This is a genomic window from Bacillus sp. PK6-025, from assembly GCF_056530265.1.
The window spans coordinates 1,182,117-1,199,842 of record NZ_CP096509.1; the positions used below are offsets into that span (position 1 = coordinate 1,182,117).

The window sequence follows — 17,726 nt, forward strand, 5'->3', positions numbered from 1 at the left end:
AAGAAACAGAAAGGAGACGAGCTTAGTGGGAGCAGTATTTTTATCAGGCAGATCCGGGAGTGGGAAAACGACCTTTATCCTGAATGAAATCAGAGAAAAACTTCGCGATGAACCGCTCGGAAAACCGATCATTTTTCTAGTCCCGGATCAAATGACGTTTTTAATGGAATACGAGCTTAGCAAAACACCTGATTTGGGCGGAACTATCCGCGCCCAAGTGTACAGTTTTTCAAGGCTTGCCTGGCGAGTGCTCCAGCATACCGGAGGCATGAATCGGCCGTTTTTGACGGGGACGGGCATTCAGATGCTGCTGCGGAGACTGATTGAAGAGCATAAGGGCGAGTTTAAAGTCTATCAAAACGCAAGCGATAAAAGCGGATTTACGGAGCAGGTGGAACGGATGCTGACCGAATTTAAACGGCATTGTCTGCGGCCTGAAAGCATCCGGGACATGATAGAGGGGACGGGCAAATCGGAATACGAAGATGAACGGATCCTTTCCGATAAATTGCACGACTTATATATTTTATACAGCAAGCTTGAGGAAAATCTGGAGAATCAATATGTTCAATCTGAGGATTATTTGACGCTTTTGGCCGAGCAGATTCCGTATGCGGATGAGATTAGAAACGCTGCCGTTTACGTGGACGGATTTCACCAATTTACGCCACAGGAGATGAACGTGCTGGAACAGCTGATGGTACATGCGGAGGAGATCACTTTTTCGCTGACGGCGGATCAGCCGTTTACGGCCAACAGCCCGAATGAGCTCCATCTGTTCAGAATGACCGGGAAAGCGTACTATGACCTTTACCAGAAGGCGAAGGAACTTGGCCTTGATCCGTCAGAAGTGCGGCTGGAAGAAACGAAACGGCACCAGCAACATTCGGAGCTCCGGCACCTTGAACGCTATTTTGACGAGCGTCCTGCAAAACCGTATCGCGGACGGACGGAATCGCTCCGCATCATGCAGGCGTCGAACAGAAGAACTGAGATTGAAGGAATTGCGCGCGAGATTCATTCTTTAATTCGCCAGGGCCGCTTCAGGCTTAGGGATATCGCCGTTATTGCCCGCAATGTTGAAGATTATAAAGATACGATAAAAGAAGTTTTTAAAGACTGTGAACTTCCTTTTTTCATAGACGGCAAGGAATCGATGCAAAATCATCCGCTCATTGAGCTGATCCGTTCGACGCTTGATATCATTAAAGGAAACTGGCGGTATGAAGCGGTGTTCCGCTGTGTTAAAACGGAACTTTTATTCCCGGAAGGACAGCCGAAGGAACGGCTGCGCGAACAGATTGACCAGCTTGAAAACTACTGTATTGCGTATGGCATTAAAGGAGACAGATGGACAAGCAAAGATCCGTTTGTTTACAGAAGGTACGCTTCACTGGATGAGGATTTTGCCAAGACAGACAAAGAGATTGAAACGGAAAATATGCTCAATGAACTAAAGGGCTGGATCGTTCCACCGATCCACAGGCTGCAGAAGCGCTTGAAAAAAGCTGAAACCGTCAGGGAAATGGCCGAAGCCGTTTACCTTTATCTTGAAGAAGCCGATGTTCCGATGAAGCTTGAACAGGAAAGGCGGCTGGCCGAAGAAAGCGGTAGGATTGCAGAGTCGCGCCAGCATGAGCAAGTATGGGATGCCGTTATTCAACTGTTGGACGAGTTTGTTGAAATGATGGGCACAGAGCGGATATCGTTTGCTTTATTTCAGCAAATGATTGAAACCGGCTTGGAGTCTTTGAAATTCGCGCTGATTCCGCCCGCTCTTGATCAAGTGTTTATCGGCAATATGGACCTTTCAAGGATGTACGGCACGAAATGCACATTTCTCATCGGTGTAAACGACGGCATACTTCCGGCGAGGCCTGCGGACGACGGCGTGCTTTCAGACGATGACCGGGAGTGGCTGAAACGAAACGGCGCACAGCTGGCGGCGACGGGTCGAGAGCAGCTCTTGGATGAGAATTTTCTGATCTACATGACGCTTTCCAGCCCGTCTGAAAAGCTCTATGTCTCCTATCCGATCGCAGATTCGGAAGGGAAGACGCTGCTTCCTTCAACAGTAGTGAAACGGCTGAATGAGCTGTTCCCGGACGGCGAAGAGAAGATGCTGATTCATGAACCCGAGCAGCTGGACGACGAAGCCCAGCTTGAATTTCTCGTGAATAAAGGCGCCGCCTTGAGCCATTTGGCAGGACAGCTCGGCATTTGGACGAGGCAGTATGCGATCAGCGATGTATGGTGGAGTACATACAACTTTTTAATGAATGAGCCTGACCGCATCTTTTCTCAAAATATCCTGTCCAGCCTGTTTTTCAGAAACAAGGTCGAAAACTTGAACCGGCATGTGAGCCGCGATTTATATGGGGAGCACATTCAGGGAAGCGTGTCGCGGATGGAGACGTTCAAAGCCTGTCCGTTTTCCCATTTTGCTTCGCACGGTTTAAAGCTGAAGGAACGTCAATTTTTCAAGCTTGAAGCTCCGGATATCGGTCAGCTGTTCCACTCGGCGCTGAAGCTGATTTCAGATCGGCTTCACGAGCTTAAACTGGATTGGCGCGACTTAACGAAAGCCCAATGCGAGACTTTGTCAAGCGATGCAGTTGAACGGCTCGCGCCAAAGCTGCAAAAAGAGATTTTGCTCAGTTCGAACCGTCATCATTACGTGAAGCAGAAGCTGCAAAAAATCATTGCCAGGGTATCGGGCATTTTAAGCGAGCATGCAAAAGCAAGCGGGTTTGCCCCCGTCGGCATCGAGCTCGGATTCGGGGGGAAAGGTCCGCTTCCTCCAATGCGTTTTACCTTGAAGAACGGCTGCACAATGGAGCTTGTCGGCCGGATCGACAGAGTGGATAAAGCGGAGAGCTCAAAAGGGCTGCTGCTTAGGATTGTTGACTATAAATCAAGCGATAAAGGCCTCGATTTGGCCGAGGTGTATTACGGCCTCGCCCTGCAAATGCTGACATATCTCGATTTGTCGATCACGTATTCAACCGATTGGCTCGGCATGAAAGCATCTCCTGCAGGCGTGCTTTATTTTCATGTGCACGATCCGATGATCCAGGCTTCGGTGCCGCTCGGCCTTGATGAAATAGAAAAAGAGATTTTCAAAAAGTTCAAGATGAAAGGGCTGCTCTTGGGAGACCAGGAAGCGGTCAAGCTGATGGATACCACGCTGGAACAAGGCAGGTCGAACATGATCAGCGCAGGCTTAAAAAAAGACGGCTCGCTCCGTTCGGATTCTGACGTTATTGCAGAAGAGGATTTTCATGTATTAAGGCGCCATATCCGCCGGACATTTCAGAAGGCCGGTGAGGAGATCACAGACGGTAAAGTGTCGATCGAGCCTTACAAGCTAAAAGACCGGACACCGTGCACATATTGTTCGTACCGGTCATTCTGCCAGTTTGACGAATCGCTTGAGGAAAACGAATACCGGATATTAAAATCCGAAAAAGACAACGTGATTTTGGAGCGGCTGAAAAAGGAGGATGAGACAGATGGAGATTTCTAAACCGAAGGGCAGCAATTGGACTGATGACCAATGGAAGGCGATCGTCTCATCCGGCCGGGACATTTTAGTTGCGGCAGCGGCCGGCTCCGGAAAAACGGCCGTGCTGGTTGAGCGGATCATTCGGAAAATAACGGATCAGGAACATCCCGTAGATGTCGACAGGCTGCTTGTCGTCACCTTTACGAATGCATCTGCGGCTGAAATGAAGCACAGGATCGGCGAAGCACTCGAAAAAGAGCTTGCCGAAAATCCGGGATCGCTTCATTTGCGCAGACAGCTTGCTTTATTAAACAAAGCGAGCATATCAACATTGCACTCATTCTGTCTTCAAGTCATCCGCAAATACTATTATTTGATCGATGTTGATCCGGCTTTCCGGATCGCCGATCAGACGGAAGGCGAGCTGCTTGGCGATGAGGTGCTGGACGAGCTGTTTGAAGAAGAATACAAAAAGCAAGATCCGGCCTTTTTTGAACTTGTGGACAGATATACGACAGACCGTCATGACCTCGATTTGCAGCATCTCGTCAAGCGGGTCTACGAGTTTTCCCGTTCGCATCCCGATCCGGAAGGCTGGCTTCACACATTTGTTGATCTGTATGACGCGGCTTCAGATACGAAAGTTGAGGCTCTGCCGTTTTATTCTTACATTAAAGAAGACATCGCACTCGTTCTGGAGGGGATGCGGCAAAAGCTGACGCGTGCGCTTGATTTGACAAAGCAGCCAGGGGGGCCTGCGCCGCGCGCCGAAAATTTCCTCGATGATTTAGCGCAGATTGACAGGCTGATTCAGCAGCAGAATGATTTTTCGGCTCTGTACGAGCTTGTACCGGCCGTTTCGTTTCAAAGATTGAAGCCGTGCAAAGGAGATGCGTACGATCCTCGATTGGTTGATGAGGCCGCAGATCTCCGCAACAGCGCGAAAAAGCAACTTGAAAAGCTGAAAAGCGATTATTTTACGCGAACTCCCGAGCAGCACCTTGAGAGCTTGAGGGAAATGAAGCCGGTCATTCAGACGCTCGTCCAGCTCGTGTTGGAGTATGGCAAGCGGTTTGCGGACGCGAAAAAGGAAAAAGCGATCGTCGATTTCTCAGACCTTGAACACGACTGCCTTGCGATTTTATCCGGGAAAAACCAAGCCGGCGAAGCCGTGCCGAGCGAAGCGGCGAAGTTTTACCGCCATCAGTTCCATGAAGTGCTTGTTGATGAATATCAGGATACGAACTTGGTCCAGGAAGCGATTTTAAAGCTCGTCGCCAAAGAGGAGCATGAGGGGAACCTGTTTATGGTGGGCGATGTCAAGCAGTCGATTTACCGGTTCCGCCTGGCAGAACCGCTTTTGTTCCTTTCGAAATATAAACGCTTTACAGACGATGGCTCGGGTTCCGGTCAAAAAATCGATTTAAATAAAAACTTCAGAAGCCGTTCAGATATTTTGGACAGCACGAACTTTTTATTCAAGCAGCTCATGGGAGAAAAGGTCGGGGAAGTCGAATATGACGAACAAGCCGAATTGAAGCTTGGCGCGTCTTATCCGTCGAACGAAGCGACAAAAACGGAGCTTCTGCTCATCGAAAACCAGAGCGGCGCGCAGGATGAAGAGGCTGAAGAGCTTGAGGCGGTCCAGCTTGAAGCAAGAGCGATGGCCGGACAAATCCGCAGGCTGATAACAGAAAAATTTCAAGTATATGATGCCAAAGCGAAAGCGTCGCGGAACATCCAGTACCGTGATATCGTGGTGCTTTTGCGGTCGATGCCTTGGGCGCCGCAAATTATGGACGAGTTTAAACAGCAGGGGATTCCGGTATACGCGAACCTCTCAACGGGTTATTTTGAAGCGACAGAAGTATCGGTCACACTGTCTTTATTAAAAATCATCGATAATGCTTATCAGGACATCCCGCTTGCGTCCGTTCTCAGATCGCCTGTTGTAGGTCTTGACGAAAATGAGCTTTCCTTGATCAGAATCAAGGATAAAAAAGCGCCGTTTTACGAAGCGATGAAAGCATACCTTTCTGCAGCAGACGGCGATGAGAGGCTCAGCGAAAAGCTTCGCCGCTTTGACGCCCTGCTCAAAAAGTGGAGAGCGTATGCGAAAAACCACTCTGTGGCAGAGCTGATCTGGGAAATCTACCGGGATACGAAGTATTTGGATTATGTCGGCGGAATGCCGGGCGGAAAACAGCGACAGGCCAATTTGCGCGCGCTTTACGACAGGGCAAGATCCTATGAAGCGACATCGTTCCGCGGTTTGTTCCGCTTTTTAAGGTTTATTGAGCGGATGCAGGAGCGGGGTGATGATCTCGGAACGGCAAGAGCTCTGAGCGAACAGGAAGACGTTGTTCGGCTGATGACGATCCACTCAAGCAAAGGGCTTGAATTTCCTGTCGTATTTACCGCCGGTCTCGGACGGAATTTTAATATGATGGACTTGAACAAGTCTTATCTGCTGGATAAAGAACTCGGTTTCGGAACGAAGTTTATTCATCCGAAGTGGCGGATCAGCTATCCGACGCTGCCGCTGATCGCGATGAAGAAAAAGCTCCGCCGCGAGCTTTTATCAGAGGAGCTGCGCGTCTTGTATGTCGCTCTTACCCGGGCCAAGGAAAAGCTGTACCTGGTCGGGACGGCTAAGGATAAAGAAAAGCTGCTTGCCGACTGGCGGTCACAAGCGGCGGGGTCTGAGTGGCTGCTTCCGGATTATGAACGGTTTCAGGCGAAATCTTACCTGGATTTCATTGGACCTGCTTTGATGAGACACAGAGATATGGATGAATCCGGCGCGCCGCTGGTGATTGATGAGATCCGTGAACATCCGGCGCGCTTTCAGGTCAGCTGGCTGTCGGCCGCGGATCTTCAAGCAGAAGATATTGATCAGGCCGGTGAAGAAAGACACGGCCGGCTCTCCCAAATTCAAATGGGGCTTCCGCTCGATGGTTCGTTTGAGTATGAGCAACAAGTCAGAGAAAGGCTGACATGGTCATATCCATACAAAGACGCCGCCAAAGTCCGAACAAAACAGTCTGTCTCAGAAATGAAAAGGCAGAAGGAGTATGAGGATGAGTACGGCGACCGCTCGCTGATTCGCCCAACCAAGGATGCTCTCCTGTTTAAACGGCCGTCCTTTATGATGGCAAAAGGCCTGACCGCTTCCGAACGGGGAACGGCGATGCACACCGTCATGCAGCATATTCCGCTGACCCGTGCGCTTGAAATGAATGAGCTCAGCCGCCTCCTAGACAGGCTTGTTGAGAAAGAGCTATTAACAGAAGACCAGCGGGCAGCGATTGAGGAAGACGATATTCTCGCATTCTTTGATACGGAAATCGGACAAAAGCTTCTCGGCGCCCGCCGCGTCGAACGGGAAGTTCCCTTTAACATGACGCTGTCCGCCAAAGAGGTTTATCCTGATCTTGAGTCAGCCGACGAACCTGTATTGATACAGGGAATTATCGATTGTTTATTCGAGACGGAGGACGGTTTTTACCTTCTTGATTACAAAACCGACCGGATACACGGAAAGTACCGAAACGGATTCGAAGGGGCCGAACCGATTTTAAGGAAGCGTTACGAAACACAAATTCAGCTTTATGCACGAGCCGTTGAAACGATGATTAAAATGCCGCTCAAAGGGCGTGCACTGTACTTTTTTGACGGAGGACATGTGCTCTTATTTTAATATGAAACCGGCGTCCCCCTGACGATTTCGGGGGGAGCTTTAATGAAAAGAGAGGTGAGGCACACATGCGAATTTTACATACAGCGGACTGGCATTTGGGAAAAACGCTTGAAGGGAGAAGCCGCCTGAAAGAACAGGCGGACTTTCTTGAAGAGCTCACAAGGATCGTAAAAGATGAAAAGATCGACGCCGTTATCATGGCCGGAGACGCATTTGACACAGTGAATCCGCCTGCACTGGCTGAACAGCTTTTTTATGAAAGCCTCTCCGCCTTGTCTGACAAAGGAAACCGTCCGGTCGTCGTGATTGCCGGCAACCATGATAATCCGGACCGCCTTTCCGCGGCCTCTCCGTTAACGACAGACCATGGCATCCACTTGATCGGGTACCCGAAGACTGAGCCAGTTGATATAGAAGTCGCTTCTAGTGGGGAGATCCTGTCAGTCGCAGCGCTCGCCTATCCTTCCGAGTCCAGACTGAATGAAGTGCTGTCGGAAACATTTGACGAAAAACTGCTGCGCGACCAGTATGATGAGAAAATCAAACAGACCTTTCAGCGTATGTGCGGCAAGGCGAGAAAGGATGCGGTGCAGATTGCGGCAAGCCATATTTATGTGGCGGGCGGCAGCCAGACGGACTCTGAGCGGCCGATTGAAGTCGGAGGCGCATATACGGTGGCTGCGGAAAGCCTGCCGGAAAACGCCGCCTATGTGGCGCTCGGGCATCTTCATCGCCCGCAGACGATCAAACGGGCCCGCACGCTTGCCAGATATTCAGGTTCACCGCTTGCCTACAGCTTTTCTGAAGCGGGATACGCAAAATCGGTCACCATTGTCGAAGCCGCACCCGGTCAAACGGCATCATGGGAAGAGGTCCATTTGACGAGTGGAAAACCGCTCGTTAAATGGAAGGCGGAAAAAGGAATGTCCCAAGTATACAGCTGGCTGGAGGAAGAGCGGGACAAAAACGCGTGGATCGACCTTGAAATCCATCTGACAGACCAGCTGTCGATTGAAGAAATTCACCGTTTGAGAAAAGCGCATCAAGGTATCATCCATATTCGTCCGGTTTTTGAGGAAGCCGCCTCGGATGAAGAGAAGATCCGGTCCAGAAACGTTCCGATTGAAGAACGGTTTATAGCGTTTTATGAAAGACAAACCGGTGGAGCGGTTCCCGATGAGGAAACCGTCAAACTGTTTCTGGAGCTCGCCGCAGGATCGGAACAGGAAGAGGGTGATGAAACATGAAGCCGATTTCTCTGTCTATTAAGGGGCTGCACAGTTTCAGGCAGGAGCAGGTGATCGATTTTGAGCGCCTGTGCGATGCCGGTGTATTCGGCATCTTCGGGCCGACCGGAAGCGGCAAGTCGTCGATTCTTGACGCGATGACTCTCGCTTTGTATGGGAAGGTGGAGCGGGCCGCCAATAATACGCACGGTATTTTGAATCATGCCGAAGATGAGCTTGCTGTATCGTTTACGTTTAAGCTGCAGACAGGCCATGAGACGGCTTATAAAGTGGAACGGGTCTTTAAGCGGACAGATGCCGTCAAGGTCAAAACATCGATCTGCCGCTTCATTGAAATGAAAGAGGAACAAATCGTTCTGGCCGATAAAGCGAATGAAGTAAACCGGAAAATCGAAGAGCTGCTGGGCTTGACGATCGACGATTTTACAAGGGCAGTCGTCCTGCCGCAAGGTAAATTCGCCGAATTTCTTTCCTTAAAAGGAGCGGAGCGGCGGCAGATGCTTCAGCGCCTGTTCAACCTCGAACAATACGGGGACAGGCTCGTCAAAAAACTGAAGAAACAGGCGCAAACAGCGCAGGCTAGAAAAAATGAGATGCTTGCCGAGCAGGCTGGATTGGGCGATGCGGGGGAAGAGGCGCTGAAACAGGCGGAACAGCATCTCGAAGAAGCTGAAAGCCTTTTGCAAAGCAAGAAGCGCGAACGAGACGCAGAAGCGCAGCGTTTTGCGGAGTATCAGGAGATTTGGAACCTGCAGCAGGAAAAAGAAAGCTATCTAAAAAAAGAGGCGGAGCTTTTAAAGAAACAGGAACAGATTCGGGAAAAAGAAAGCCGCCTGCACCTCGCCGAAACGGCAAATACGCTCAAGCCTTATGCAGACGCCTTGCTGGCAGCGCGGGAAGATGCCGAACGCGCACACCGGGAAGAAAAACAAGCGCGGGAACAATTAGAACAATATGAAGAGCTTCATAAAAAAACAGAACGCGAGTACGAGGATTTCAGGCGTCTTAAAAATGAAAAGGAACCGGAGCTTCTCAAGCAAGAAGAACAGCTCACCGCTTTGAAGGAAATTGAAAACAAGCGGCTAGCCGCACAGGCCGAGGCCGAGAAGAAGCAGCGCGAACAGCGTTTGAAAGAAGAGGAAATCAAGCATGCGGCAGACGAGCTGGCCAAGGTGAAAAGTCTGCTTGAACGCGGGACAGCCAAGCAGAATCAGCTGAAAGCGGAGCTGAAATCTGTCCAGGTATCTAGCGAAGAGCGTAAAAACTGCCGAAATGCCAATCAGCTTGCTTTTCACATTCAACAGCTTAACAACGATGCCGCTTTAGAAAAGGAACGGCTTGGTCAGCAGGAGACGCTGATTAAAGAGCTCCAGCAAGAACAGCAAGCGGTGGATCAAAAGGTAAAAGCTGAAACCGAACGCATCGAGGCATTGTTTGCCGCTGTCGAACGAGCGTACGCGCTCGTTTGCGAAACAGACAGATCGCTCTCTGAGACCATCCGTGTGGCATCTCAAAAAAAAGAAGAGATTGCGGCAAAACGGGAACAGGCAAACCGTGATCAGCTGGCAATCGAACTGGCAAAGCAGCTCAAAGACGGAGAGCCTTGTCCGGTCTGCGGATCTGTACATCATGAAATGCCCGCCCGCGTCGGCATAGAAAGCCTGTCCTTTAAAGAGGCGGATTCCGAACTGGAGAAAACGGAAGCCATCATCGCTGAAGCCGGTGCGCTGGCTCAGGAGTTTTTCTCGGCCAAAGTGGCACTCGAACAGCAATCCGACCACCTGGTGAGCGAATGCCCGTTTTTAGTCAAGAGCAAACATGAACTGCCTGAAACCGCTGCATCGATAGAAGAAGGCACCATTCCCGAACGGTACAACCGCATCAGCTTTGAATGGAAAGGAATCAGACAGGATCTCGCAGAGACAAAAAGCAGGATGTCCAAGCTCCTTCACACATATAAAGAGCTCTGCAAGAAACGCGACCAAATCAGCGAGCGACTCAGCCATGAAGAAAAGGAGCGTAACAGGCTTCAAAACCGCGTCCGCGAATTAAATGACCAGTTAAATGAACGCGGAAAAAGCTTCGGCGAACAATTCGACGGCCTCTCTTATGAACAGGCTGAAAAATGGCAAAAAACGATTGAAGAAAAAGATCTGGCCGCAGAGGAATTCGAAAAGCGTATCGAAATGAGCGTCGGCTTTCTCACAAAACATGAACAGCAAAAAGAGAAGCTCACCGAGCGCTTGTTTGCGCTTGATAAAGAAAAGCTCGACCTCCGCTATGCAGTTGAAAGCCTTAATAAAGAAATAAACGATTATCAAAAAGAGCTGATGGGCTATCCCGATACAGCTGCGATCGACAAAAAGCTTCAAGACGTGAAAACGCAATTGGCCAAGCTGCATGAGCAGGAACAGACGCTTTACGGACGGCTCAAAGAGACCGAATCCGAAGTCAGCCGTTTAAGAGGACAGACAAAAGGGTGTGAGCTCGCTTTGCGTGAAGCGGAAGCAAGGCTTGCGAAAGCGTCGGACATCTGGCAGGAAAAATCCGGAGGTACACCGTTTGAAAAGGCCTCTGAAGTGAAAGCGAGCATTTTAGACCGCGATGATCTTGCCCGGCTGAAAGAAGACATTCAAATGCATTGGGATCAGACAAAACAGTGCGAGTCCAATATCAAGCGGATTACGGAAAAGCTTGATGGGAGATCGGTTTCTGAGGAGAGTTGGGAAAAAGCCGCCGTCACGAAGGACAAAGCTGAGGAGGCATTCAGCAAAGCCTTGGAAGAAAGGGGCGCGGCCGGCAAAGCTCTCGCCGTCATCCGCGAGAACCATAAAAGGTTTAAGGAACTTGAAGCATCATTGGCTGAATGGCAGACATACATCGACCGTCTTGATAAACTCCAAGCCGTCTTTAAAGGAAACAGCTTTGTTGAATACTTGGCAGAAGAGCAGCTTGAAAGCGTCACAAGAGACGCATCTGCAAGACTCGGCGAACTGACAAGACAGAGGTATGCGATTGAAGTCGACTCAGAAGGCGGTTTTGTGATGAGGGACGATGCCAACGGCGGAGTCAAGCGTCCTGTTACGAGTCTGTCAGGCGGGGAGACGTTTCTGACTTCACTGGCGCTTGCGCTTGCACTTTCGGCACAGATCCAGCTTCGCGGAGAGTATCCGCTCCAATTCTTCTTTTTGGACGAAGGGTTTGGCACGCTTGATCAGGATTTGCTGGATACGGTCGTGACCGCATTGGAGAAGCTTCAGTCTGACAATCTGTCGGTCGGTGTGATCAGCCACGTTCAGGAACTTCGGGCCAGGCTGCCGAAGAAGCTGATTGTCCATCCGGCTGAACCGAGCGGCAAAGGCACAGCTGTATCGCTTGAAATGATTTAACCTGATAACCAAAAAGCAGCCTTCTTCTAGTGGAAGAGGCTGCTTTATGCATTTCCGACAACATTCTGGTCGCTTACATCCGGGTCTATATAATTTGTCGCGTTTATACCATTGTTGACGATAAGGAAATCTCCAGTATTACCAGCACCAGAACCGAGTGCAGACTTTGAAGAGCTTTTTGGAGATAGATAAAAAGAATCGCCGAAATTCACTACTCCTCCTGAGATTTCATTGATTTTAATGGGTCCGACAATGGCTGGCATGATTGATCGACATCCTTTATAGAAGTCTCTGAACCAGTATATGTCGGCCGGGCGGTTATTGTGAGTTCCTTGCAGGAGGAAGCTTTCTGATATGTTTGACTCTCGCCTCGGAAATCATGCGGCGCGTCGAACCAACCTGAAAAACTGAAGAAGAAGATACCCCGGCAATTTTTACAGCTCTGACTCGAATGACGGGAACCTCATGGAAAAAAGCTGATGAGACGCCGGTTTCCGGTAATAAATGTGGTATCGGCTGCTGAAAGAGAGGGAAATCTTCCTGATTAAATGAGCCTTCATTTCCGAAAAAAAGTGAAAGGTAGCGCTGAACAGCGAGAATTTTCACTTTAGGAATAATCTCTTCGACATCCCCGATTTGCAGCGTGCTGGTGATCCCTACTGAATGAACTTTCAAAAACTTTACTTTTGACGTTCTGATCATCTTGATTCCGGCGCCAGCGGGACAAACGGCCCGACAATGAGAGATTCAGGCGGTGTATCAAAAATTGATGACAGGGAAATGCATTCTGTATCTCCGATTAAAAAAACAGATGAGCTTGAAACCCCGGTAATGTTAATATTACCTACATCCAAACAGCGGTTCACAACGGTAAAATTCATGTGTTTTCATTTCCTTTCATTTCGTCAGGAATCGATTTGAGAAAGTGTTCGATTGCCCGTGCGATATCACGTTTCACATAATCGGCCAGCCGTTCTGCATGCTCGCGGGGCTGGATGTTTTCGTCAGGCTGCACATGTTTGACGTAATAGCGGATGCGGCTGTCGATTTGCTTTCTGATGTCTTCGATGATATGGTGGCGGTTTGTATCGTCCAGTTTACTGTCATACCGGTCTTCCAGCTGTTCCAGCAAACGAGGGGTTTCTTCGTTTAAGTAGGCATCGACGAGCTGTCTCGTTTGCTGCATCAGCTGGCCGTCGAGTTCCTGCTGCAGCATTCCGATACCCGGCGGCTGCTGGCTGATTTCAAAGTTTTCCACCTGGTCAGGATCTGTCGGATTAAGCCCGATGTTGAGCGTTCCGTCCAAGCGTTCAATTTTTAATTGATCAAATTTGTATTCGATCCGGTCAATCCGGGTACCGGGATTTTCTTTCAGCTGGTTCAATTCCGACTGCAATGCGGCAATCTGCCTTTCGAGGCGCTGGATTTGCGCATCCTGCTGCTGCAAATACCCATACCAGTTCTGTGGATTGCTTTGTTTCATGAGATTACACCCCCGTGTATCCTATGGTACTGTAACAGAAGGAGCATGAAGAGGAACGAGAGTTGGTTGAGTCCCGTCTTCAAAAGCGTCGTCAAAAACTTCGCCGCCGGCGACAGGCGGGGCTGCTTCCGTGTAGCTCCCTGTATTATAAAGGTTGGAAAGTGTTTTAATGGAGCCCGCGCTCCCGATCTGCAAGACGGAAGAGTTGCTGATGCCTTCGACTCTTAAATAGTTGATTTGAATCGATTGGTTGATATAAAAATTCATGCCCCTACCTCCTTACAGGTTGCCTGCGAGCGGCTGATCAATCAAATCGTTGTCATATGTGTTGGTGATGCTGTTCTGGTTATATACGCTGAGTCCGTCTCCGGTATTGAAACTGCCGGCGCCTGCGAATGTTTTAACTTCTGCATAAGGAGAAATCGTGATGCAGTCTCCGACATGAACAACGCCGCTCGTACCGACGGCATTTACTTTAAAAGCTCCGACAATAGCTGGCATGATGGCACACCCTTTAAGTAATCACACGTTTTTTATGGGCTATACACCATATCCTATGTTGATTAGGCGCTTTTGTGATAAAAAAAGAGGTTTTGCCGTGAGTGCTGATCACATGCGGGTGAAACTTATCAGATTGGAAAACGTATGAATAAGAAAAACGGTGCGATAAGGGAAGGGGGAGGAGACATGTATTTTCAATTGAATACGGTGTCAATCGCTGCAGCCCTGCTGTTCTTTTCAGCAGCCTATGCAGTCGGAATAAAAAAACAAACTTGGATATTGCGGGGATTTCGCCGGGAAAGAGTAAGGGATCAGGATAAGCTGGCCAAAATCGCAGGGTATTTCTTTTTGAACAGCGGATTTTTGTTATTCTTGAACGGGTTTGTTTATATTCCGTATCAAGAGTCCTTTACACCTTCGGTCATTCTTGCCTACGGTGTGTGCACGGTGATTTATGTTCAAAAAACAATGGCCGAATAGCCAAAGCTGCGACCTGAAATCATTGGATGAGGAAACGGAGGAGAGGGAAGGCCGGGCATCAGGCGCAGCTTGCAGTCGGAGGTCATGACGTATGGCGGCCTTTTCTTTCTTCCGCATGTATCACGCAGTTCTCATCCTTTTGCATTCGTTGGTTCAGCAAGTTGTCCAATTCCTGACTGCATTGAATGGCCTCTTTGGAGTTGATGCCGAATTTTTCGGCAGCTTCAAATAAGGCCAGTCTTTTTGCTTCAATTTTATTGTTCATCATGGCAGTCTCCAACTTTCGATTTGTATTTTGAGTCGGTGATTTCAGGTATTCAGCAATGATGTTCCTTGATATTGCTAGTATACCTTATTTTGTGTTAAAGGGATTTTTTTCGCCAATATGACAAAAAATGTGACATTTTTTTTGAAGGAGAGCGCCCGTTTATAATCGGGAAAGCTCGAAAAGCAGAAACCGCTTCCTCTGTTCGATAAAATGGAAAATTTGTTTTTGCTCATCTTCGAGTCGGCTGTATGTGACGGTTGTATAAGGATCATATTCAAGAAAAGGCGCGATTGTCTCATGCCAGTCTACCGCAAACCGCGAAAGCCGGCTGATTGTAAATTGGCGGTGCAAGACGTTTTTCATTAAATTGAAGTATTGGGACTGAAAAGCCGGGATGTCGAGCAGTCTCGCAGACAGTGTATTATAGCCTTTCGCCGGAATCCTGTTATGTTCCATTTCTTCCCCGTGAATATTCCGTCCCCATGTCGCGTCATAATCCCATGGAATAATTTGAAACGTTTTTGTGCGATCGTTTAAATAAAGCGCATAGTTATGGACGAAGCCGTCGAAGTTTTGGGTGCAGACGGCGCCGATGAGCCATAGCAAATATTGTTTGACATCGAGATAGCGTTTGATTTCCTTTTCAAATATGTCGTCTTTTGCGGTATTAATAAAGTAGATAAATTCCTGGAGGTAATCATCGTGGCGGCTTGACCCCGTTTTTCTTTCATATCCCTGCATGAGATTTTGCTTAGCCTTTTTATCGAAGGAGCTCAGCAGAGAAAAATTAGCATCGTCATCAACGGCATAATAAATGGCCCCCCTTTCTAAATTTCTCCTCTTTAAGAAATGATCGTCAACAGATTCGATTTTTAAATAGATGCCTTCTTTTTTTTCGTTGAGATAAAGGAAAGCGTGCGATGCTGCCGGCGCAAGAACGCCGATTTGTTCAAAAAAATGAAAGGATAGCCTGTTTCTGATGAAAGACGGATCGTGATATTCGGCGTTCAAATGAAACGCAGCTTCTTCAGCCTTTTCTTTTCTGTCCGGATATTGAATGAAATAGGACTTCTTTGTCAGTTTGCGGGTATGGGCCCCTCTGTATGACACTGCGACAGGCGTCTTTGCTGAACCGGTCAAGAGCATGCCCGGAACGGCTTCATCACTCCAGACGTCTTTTTTCAACTCAAGCAGATGCTTCGGATGAATGTGCAGCCTGAAGGCCGGCAAGGCAGTGGCACTCATCATCATTTCCTCCTTTTTCAGCTGACATATCATATGTGAAAACAGCCAGTCCCGGAAGCGGACCGCCTAAGTTTGAACAAAAACAGTCATTTGCCTCAGTACACTTGTCTTTACGGTGCGTATGATAAATCAGGACATAAAAAAGGAAGAACAGGAGGTTACAAGATGAGTGGTGTCCATGATCATGACATTAAAGAGGCGGTAGATCAGCTGAAGAGCGAAGGCAGAGACCATTATTTAGACCGGGAACCCGAAGAATCCGCCGGCTCGGGAAAAGAGCGGCGTCCGCATAACATTTGGGATCTTTGGTGGGGGATCAAGCCGGACAGAAGCAAAAAACATCATAAAAGCAAGAAGCATGACGACCATGAAAAACCGGATAAAAGCAAGCACGACAAAAGCAAGAAACCCGACAAAAGCAAGAAACCTGATGACTGCAAGAAACCCGACAAAAGCAAGAAACCTGATGACTGCAAGAAACCCGACAAAAGCAAGAAACCTGATGACTGCAAAAAGCCTGACAAAAGCAAGAAACCTGACGACTGTAAAAAACCGGATAAAAGCAAAAAGCCTCACGATTGCAAAAAACGGGATAAATGCAGAAGTAAACGCCCCGATCATCATCGCTGCAAGAAGACTCACCATCATAAACGAGGCGGCTATGAAACCATTACAAAATGGTCTGACGGAAATCTGACCGAAGTCATCTACCGAAAAAAATAAGAGAAGCGGCTTACTGCATGGTGAGCCGCCATTTTCTTTTCCGGGAAGGAACGCCCGGGACTTTCGAAGCTGTTTGCAGAAAGCGAAAAGGAATTTTCGTTTTTTTAGAGAATATGTAGAATAGTTTTAAATCATACTGCGGGGGAATATTTATGAAGTTTGCGACAGCAAAGCTACACAGCCGTACATTTGTAGGGCTTGTCATGGATGAGAAGATAATGGATTTGCAAAAGGCGGAAAAAAAGCTGTTTGAGCTTGAAACGATACCTGAAACGCTTATCGAATGCGTAAGCGAGGGAGAGAAGTTTGTCCGCCATGTCGAACAGCTAGTGGAATGGTCAAAAAAGAAAAACAGCGAAGAGAGCGGTTCGTATATTTATCCGCTGTCAGACGTTGATTTGCTTGCGCCGATTCCCGAACCGCGGAAAAACGTGATCTGCATCGGAAAAAATTATCGGGATCATGCGATTGAAATGGGAAGTGAAGCAGATATTCCCGAACATATCATGGTGTTTACAAAAGCGCCGACTTCGGTTATCGGCCACATGGAAGGGATTGATGCCCACGAAGGCGTGACAGAGGCGCTCGATTATGAAGGCGAGCTCGCGGTTGTCATCGGCAAAACGGGAAAGAACATCCCGAAAGCTGAAGCCCTCGACTATGTGTTCGGCTATACGATCATCAATGATGTGACGGCGCGCGATCTGCAAAAGAGGCACAAGCAGTTTTTTATCGGCAAAAGCCTTGATACGACTTGCCCGATGGGGCCGTTTCTTGTACATAAATCAATGATTGAAGACGCAGGCGACTTGAGGGTGGAGACGAGAGTGAACGGCGAACTCCGCCAGTCGGGCAGCACAGAGGACATGATTTTTCCGATTGCGGACATGATCGAAACGCTGTCTAAAGGAATGACGCTTGAAGCGGGGGATATTATCGCAACCGGTACGCCGTCAGGAGTCGGCAAAGGCTTTAATCCGCCAAAGTTCCTCCGAAAAGGCGATCAAGTCGACATTACGATCGAACCGATCGGAACGCTTTCCAATCCAGTGAAATAAAAAACTTTTATAAAAATATGCGAGATTGCCAGGGGGCTATTTTTCGAATCAACGGCAAGTACACAGCCTGTTTTCGACATGTGTTATGGCTGCTCGCAGATTGTTTATCAATAATGATTGATGTTTG

Annotated in this window: 15 protein-coding genes; 7 read left to right on the top strand and 8 right to left on the bottom strand. The window is 48.5% G+C overall.

Annotation, left to right across the window (positions count from 1 at the left end; genetic code table 11):
- Window positions 1-25 precede the first annotated feature (25 nt).
- From addB to sbcC, 4 genes are all read left to right on the top strand, one after another.
- Window positions 26-3,526, top strand: coding sequence for a helicase-exonuclease AddAB subunit AddB (gene addB / locus M1D67_RS05990; protein WP_479831666.1), 3,501 nt, complete (start codon window positions 26-28; stop codon window positions 3,524-3,526).
- The gene (addA, locus tag M1D67_RS05995; protein ID WP_145624381.1) at window positions 3,513-7,205 is read left to right on the top strand and encodes a helicase-exonuclease AddAB subunit AddA; all 3,693 of its coding nucleotides are present in this window, start codon (window positions 3,513-3,515) and stop codon (window positions 7,203-7,205) included. Before addB ends, addA begins: the two co-directional genes overlap by 14 nt.
- 65 nt (window positions 7,206-7,270) lie before the next feature.
- Complete coding sequence (gene sbcD / locus M1D67_RS06000; protein ID WP_039072651.1) at window positions 7,271-8,452, top strand: exonuclease subunit SbcD; 1,182 nt, start codon at window positions 7,271-7,273, stop codon at window positions 8,450-8,452.
- Complete coding sequence (gene sbcC, locus M1D67_RS06005; protein ID WP_145624383.1) at window positions 8,449-11,841, top strand: exonuclease subunit SbcC; 3,393 nt, start codon at window positions 8,449-8,451, stop codon at window positions 11,839-11,841. Before sbcD ends, sbcC begins: the two co-directional genes overlap by 4 nt.
- A gap of 44 nt (window positions 11,842-11,885) precedes the next feature.
- Here the strand turns inward: sbcC and M1D67_RS06010 are convergent, their stop codons facing one another.
- Genes M1D67_RS06010 through M1D67_RS06035 form a run of 6 tightly spaced genes read right to left on the bottom strand, consistent with a single transcriptional unit; the run spans window position 11,886 to window position 13,825 of the window.
- Window positions 11,886-12,104 carry a spore germination protein gene (locus M1D67_RS06010; RefSeq protein ID WP_016885923.1) on the bottom strand — a complete coding sequence of 73 codons (219 nt, stop codon included), beginning with the start codon at window positions 12,102-12,104 and terminating at the stop codon, window positions 11,886-11,888.
- Window positions 12,105-12,159: 55 nt separating this feature from the next.
- Window positions 12,160-12,543: a spore germination protein GerPE gene (locus M1D67_RS06015; RefSeq protein ID WP_105979079.1), complete on the bottom strand. Its 384-nt coding sequence runs from the start codon at window positions 12,541-12,543 to the stop codon at window positions 12,160-12,162.
- Window positions 12,540-12,722: a spore gernimation protein GerPD gene (locus tag M1D67_RS06020; protein ID WP_105979078.1), complete on the bottom strand. Its 183-nt coding sequence runs from the start codon at window positions 12,720-12,722 to the stop codon at window positions 12,540-12,542. The genes M1D67_RS06015 and M1D67_RS06020 overlap by 4 nt, the downstream gene beginning before the upstream one ends.
- Entirely contained in the window at window positions 12,719-13,324 is a 606-nt protein-coding gene (gerPC, locus tag M1D67_RS06025) for a spore germination protein GerPC (RefSeq protein WP_039072655.1), read from the bottom strand. Before gerPC ends, M1D67_RS06020 begins: the two co-directional genes overlap by 4 nt.
- A gap of 21 nt (window positions 13,325-13,345) precedes the next feature.
- Window positions 13,346-13,591 (bottom strand): spore germination protein GerPB, encoded by a 246-nt coding sequence (locus M1D67_RS06030; protein WP_039072656.1) that lies wholly within the window; start codon window positions 13,589-13,591, stop codon window positions 13,346-13,348.
- A 12-nt stretch (window positions 13,592-13,603) separates the two neighbouring features.
- Window positions 13,604-13,825 carry a spore germination protein gene (locus M1D67_RS06035; protein WP_458117875.1) on the bottom strand — a complete coding sequence of 74 codons (222 nt, stop codon included), beginning with the start codon at window positions 13,823-13,825 and terminating at the stop codon, window positions 13,604-13,606.
- A gap of 186 nt (window positions 13,826-14,011) precedes the next feature.
- Between M1D67_RS06035 and M1D67_RS06040 the strand changes: the two genes are divergently transcribed.
- Window positions 14,012-14,305 carry a DUF3784 domain-containing protein gene (locus tag M1D67_RS06040; protein WP_105979077.1) on the top strand — a complete coding sequence of 98 codons (294 nt, stop codon included), beginning with the start codon at window positions 14,012-14,014 and terminating at the stop codon, window positions 14,303-14,305.
- 82 nt (window positions 14,306-14,387) lie between these two features.
- On the opposite strand, the gene M1D67_RS06045 is transcribed toward M1D67_RS06040, so the two are convergent.
- Complete coding sequence (locus M1D67_RS06045) at window positions 14,388-14,570, bottom strand: aspartyl-phosphate phosphatase Spo0E family protein (protein ID WP_020450876.1); 183 nt, start codon at window positions 14,568-14,570, stop codon at window positions 14,388-14,390.
- 162 nt (window positions 14,571-14,732) lie between these two features.
- A complete protein-coding gene (locus M1D67_RS06050) occupies window positions 14,733-15,818 on the bottom strand; it encodes a CotH kinase family protein (protein ID WP_025811689.1) in 1,086 nt (361 codons plus the stop codon).
- A gap of 165 nt (window positions 15,819-15,983) precedes the next feature.
- On the opposite strand from M1D67_RS06050, the gene M1D67_RS06055 reads away from it, so the two are divergent.
- A complete protein-coding gene (locus M1D67_RS06055; protein WP_224066916.1) occupies window positions 15,984-16,541 on the top strand; it encodes a CotG/ExsB N-terminal domain-containing protein in 558 nt (185 codons plus the stop codon).
- A gap of 152 nt (window positions 16,542-16,693) precedes the next feature.
- A complete protein-coding gene (locus tag M1D67_RS06060) occupies window positions 16,694-17,599 on the top strand; it encodes a fumarylacetoacetate hydrolase family protein (protein ID WP_020450879.1) in 906 nt (301 codons plus the stop codon).
- Window positions 17,600-17,726 lie beyond the last annotated feature (127 nt).

Excerpts from the sequence above, each read along its gene's own strand:
- addA (WP_145624381.1), top strand. The coding sequence starts at position 3,513 with ATGGAGATTTCTAAACCGAAGGGCAGCAATTGGACTGATGACCAATGG.
- sbcD (WP_039072651.1), top strand. The coding sequence starts at position 7,271 with ATGCGAATTTTACATACAGCGGACTGGCATTTGGGAAAAACGCTTGAA.
- sbcC (WP_145624383.1), top strand. The coding sequence starts at position 8,449 with ATGAAGCCGATTTCTCTGTCTATTAAGGGGCTGCACAGTTTCAGGCAG.
- M1D67_RS06010 (WP_016885923.1), bottom strand. The coding sequence starts at position 12,104 with ATGCCAGCCATTGTCGGACCCATTAAAATCAATGAAATCTCAGGAGGA.
- M1D67_RS06015 (WP_105979079.1), bottom strand. The coding sequence starts at position 12,543 with ATGATCAGAACGTCAAAAGTAAAGTTTTTGAAAGTTCATTCAGTAGGG.
- M1D67_RS06020 (WP_105979078.1), bottom strand. The coding sequence starts at position 12,722 with ATGAATTTTACCGTTGTGAACCGCTGTTTGGATGTAGGTAATATTAAC.
- gerPC (WP_039072655.1), bottom strand. The coding sequence starts at position 13,324 with ATGAAACAAAGCAATCCACAGAACTGGTATGGGTATTTGCAGCAGCAG.
- M1D67_RS06030 (WP_039072656.1), bottom strand. The coding sequence starts at position 13,591 with ATGAATTTTTATATCAACCAATCGATTCAAATCAACTATTTAAGAGTC.
- M1D67_RS06035 (WP_458117875.1), bottom strand. The coding sequence starts at position 13,825 with ATGCCAGCTATTGTCGGAGCTTTTAAAGTAAATGCCGTCGGTACGAGC.
- M1D67_RS06040 (WP_105979077.1), top strand. The coding sequence starts at position 14,012 with ATGTATTTTCAATTGAATACGGTGTCAATCGCTGCAGCCCTGCTGTTC.
- M1D67_RS06045 (WP_020450876.1), bottom strand. The coding sequence starts at position 14,570 with ATGAACAATAAAATTGAAGCAAAAAGACTGGCCTTATTTGAAGCTGCC.
- M1D67_RS06050 (WP_025811689.1), bottom strand. The coding sequence starts at position 15,818 with ATGAGTGCCACTGCCTTGCCGGCCTTCAGGCTGCACATTCATCCGAAG.
- M1D67_RS06055 (WP_224066916.1), top strand. The coding sequence starts at position 15,984 with ATGAGTGGTGTCCATGATCATGACATTAAAGAGGCGGTAGATCAGCTG.
- M1D67_RS06060 (WP_020450879.1), top strand. The coding sequence starts at position 16,694 with ATGAAGTTTGCGACAGCAAAGCTACACAGCCGTACATTTGTAGGGCTT.